Source organism: Pontibacter sp. HJ8, assembly GCF_054824225.1.
Map to the genome: position 1 here is coordinate 1 of NZ_JSYF01000309.1, position 3,613 is coordinate 3,613.

Consider the following 3,613-nt stretch of genomic DNA (forward strand, 5'->3'; position numbering starts at 1 on the left):
TTATCCTTCCTTCCGAGGCCATCTCGCCGTTTACGAATACCTGATAGGCGTGAGGGAAAACGATGCCCCGACCAATCTCCTTGTACTCCAGTTCATCTGCATAGCTGATCGGCTGGTTGGCTTTATCCGGGTCCTGCCGGCTGGAGGCAAGTATGGTTCCGTCTGCTTTGGATACAAACAGGTTGATTTGCTCCGAGGGTTGGGTCGGGTTCGTGATCCGCACAACATCGGCTGTATGTCCCTTGTACTGGCAAACCAGTACGTATTCGTATTGCAGGTCCTTGTTCTGTAATATGGACAGGAAATTGAGGAACAGAATGTGTTTTAGTTTTTCCTCCTCCTCAGGCAGCAAAGGCTCCTTTTCTCCGTTCGTGCGCTTCCAGGCCCCGCTCTCGTCAATGGCTTTCACAACTGTTACCCCATTTTCGCGGGTTGTGGCGGTGATAAACCTTCGTTGCAGGTCCAGACGATACCTGGTGCTGGTTGTGATGGAAGAGTCGCTGTGGTAGCTGATATCGAGGGCGGTATACTCTATCAGGCGGATCTTGTTGACGTTTTTTTCCCCTCCAAACGCCTTGACCATGCTTTCCCGGACTGATTGGCCCTTCGAGAGCGATCCGTCGGACTGGGCAGTCAGCACAACATAACCCAGTATAAAGATTGTAAGAAATACAGTTCTGCTCATCTGACTCAAATGCAAAATTGTTTTGTGGTGTTTTTTAACTGAACGCTGCAACTACCTGTGACCTGTAAACAGCAACAGAAGGTGCTGAATAAGGTATAATCGTGTTTCTTTTTAACGTTTTTAAGAAAAATAAGTAAGTAACATAAGGAGGAATGCTGAAAAATCTTTTTAAAATTAAATCTACTATTGCTTATATAGATAAATATTATTTATTTTATAATTCGGTTTGTTGAGGCTGTTGTCGGGTGAGGATTGCGCTTTTTTAGGTTTGCCAACACACTGTATTGCCATCAGATTATTCAAGTACTAAATAAAGCGTAACCTTTAATCTCTCGGAGCCTATGAAACTGCAAACCTCTACTTTTTATGTAGGGCTTCTCCTGCTTTTGTGTGCTGGTATCGCACAGGTGCATGGCCAAAGCCTTCCCGCCAAATTCGGCAAACTCGAAGATGCCGAGCTCACAATGCGTGTCTATGATCAGGATACCAGTGCTGCTGCTGTGGTGCTCTCTGATGTCGGCAAAACGTACTTCAGCTACAACAATGGCTTTAAACTTATGTTTGAGCGGCACACCCGCATCAAAATTCTGAAGAAGTCCGGCTATGAGTGGGCGAATGTTTCGGTTCCTTATTATCAGAAGAATGCTGATAAGGAAAGAGTTTCGGCTGTGAAAGGCTATACCTACAACCTGGAGGGGGGCAAAGTGGTGAAGCACAAGCTGGAATCCGGTAACCTGCACGAAGAGCAACGTACTGAGAATTGGTTTGCCAAAAAATTCACCATGCCCAACGTGAAAGAGGGCTCGGTGATCGAGTACAGTTATACCATCTCTTCTGACTTTATGTACAACATGCGCGAATGGGAGTTCCAGACAACGATCCCTACCGTGTGGAGCGAATACAACACGCGCATCCCCGAATATTTTAATTACAAACAGCTGCAGCAAGGCTATCTGCCTTTTCATATTTCAGAGTCCCACCGGGGCAGTGAGCGTTTTACCGTGGTAGTCAAAGAAGAGAAGCCCGTAGGCAGAACGAGTGTTCCGGCCAGCAGCGCAGAACATGTAGAGGCTCCGAATACAATTTCCCGCTGGGTGATGAAAGATGTGCCGGCTCTGAAAGAAGAGAGTTTTATTACGACCTTGCGCGACTACCAGGCCAAGATTGAATTTGAGCTGCAGTATGTCAAGTATCCGGGAGAGGCGCCCAAAACGATGACCGGTAACTGGAACGAACTGACCAGGAAGATGATGCAGGAGGAGCGCTTCGGCAGCCAACTCAACCGCAAAGGCTTCTTCAAAAACGAAGTAGCCGCCATCGTGGCGCAGCACAAGGAGCCGGAGCAGCAGATGGTTGCCCTGCATGAACTGGTGAAGCGGACAGTGAAGTGGGATGGTAAGTATGGCATCTATACCTCCAACAGCTTAAGAAAATCTTTCGAAAATAAAAGTGGCAGCGCTGCTGAGATCAACCTGCTGCTGACAGCCATGCTGCTTGAAGCCGGCCTGGACGCATCTCCGGTTCTGGTAAGCACCCGGGAGCATGGCCGCCCGCCTAAAGGTACCCCCATGCTCAACAAGTTCAACTATGTGGTGACGCATGTGAAGATCGGCGACAAAGAGCACTTACTGGATGCCACCGATCCCTTGCTGCCGGCAGGAATGTTGCCGATACGCTGCCTCAACGGCGAAGGCCGCCTGATGAAAGAAAGTGACTCACGCTGGGTTGATCTGGTGCCGGCTGGCATGTACACCAAGCTGTTTAGCGGACAACTGACCATCCATGCAAGTGGCGAAATGGTCGGAAAGGCACGGGAATCCAGCAGCGGTTACAATGCCTTTCGCCTCCGGAAAGCGATTCAGGACGAAGGAGAGGAAAAGTATGCCGAGAAAATCAGCAAAGAGATCGGAAACTTTAAGATCGGCAAGCCCACCTTTGCCAACGTAGGCGACCTGGGAAAATCATTGAACATCGATTTTAGCCTAACCTCCGCCGGGAGCGGACAACCTGTCGATGTGATCTACCTCAACCCGATGATGGGACAGGGCGAGAAGGAAAATCCTTTCAATCTGGAAAACAGAGTATATCCGATCGACCTGGCCGTTCCGATCGACCATACCTACGTCTGTCACTTCACCCTGCCCGACGGCTATGAGGTGGAAGAGACGCCTAAGGGGGCAGTCGTGGCACTTCCTGAGAATGGGGGTAAGTTTATGTATATGATTGAGCGGCAGGGCAACACCTTGCAGATCATGAGCAAGATCAGTATCCTGAAGCCGGTATACTATGCCCCGGAATACCCTTACCTGAAAGAATTCTACAACCAGATCGTGGCCAAGCATGCCGAGCAGATCGTGCTGAAGAAAACCACAAAATAACCAGCTAACCGATTTAAACAATTAAGAAAGGCGATAGGCAGGTATAGTGCATGCTTATCGCCTGCCTAGCATACACTTTTCACTTTTTATGAAAGCAAAATTTTACTTTTTATCAGTAGCGGTCTTTTTTATTTCTGTTTCCGCAGTTTTTGCCCAATCGGGGCCTTATAAATACGGCAAGGTGGAGGAGGCAGAACTGCTGATGCAGGCATACGAAAAAGATACCAGCGCGGCAGCCGTTGTTTTGTCTGATTATGGCGTTTCGCATTTCCAGATCGGCAACCAACTCAAACTTATATTCGAACGACGTACCCGGATCAAGATTCTCAAAAAATCAGGTTATGAATGGGCCAATGTAGAGGTTCCTTTTTACCAGCGAGGCACCGGCAGGGAGGTGGTAAGTGCCGTTAAAGGCTATACCTACAACCTGGAGAACGGAAAGGTCACAAAAGACAAACTCGAGTCAAGCGCAGTATTTGAGGAGCAGCAGTCGGAAAACTGGCACTCCAAAAAATTCACGATGCCCAATGTAAAAGAGGGCTCGGTGATC

Annotated in this window: 2 protein-coding genes and 1 pseudogene; 2 read left to right on the plus strand and 1 reads right to left on the minus strand. The window is 48.5% G+C overall.

Annotated features, from left to right (window positions below):
* Nucleotides 1-685, minus strand: a 685-nt coding sequence (locus tag OB13_RS13785) for a hypothetical protein (RefSeq protein ID WP_461490748.1), incomplete at its 3' end; no start/stop codon positions are given.
* 341 nt (nt 686-1,026) lie between these two features.
* Here OB13_RS13785 and OB13_RS13790 point away from each other — a divergent pair.
* Both OB13_RS13790 and OB13_RS13795 read left to right on the plus strand, forming a co-directional pair.
* A complete protein-coding gene (locus tag OB13_RS13790) occupies nt 1,027-3,063 on the plus strand; it encodes a DUF3857 domain-containing protein (protein WP_461490749.1) in 2,037 nt (678 codons plus the stop codon).
* Nucleotides 3,064-3,151: 88 nt separating this feature from the next.
* Nucleotides 3,152-3,613, plus strand: a pseudogene (locus tag OB13_RS13795) (hypothetical protein); the annotation flags it as partial.

Excerpts from the sequence above, each read along its gene's own strand:
- OB13_RS13790 (WP_461490749.1), top strand. The coding sequence starts at position 1,027 with ATGAAACTGCAAACCTCTACTTTTTATGTAGGGCTTCTCCTGCTTTTG.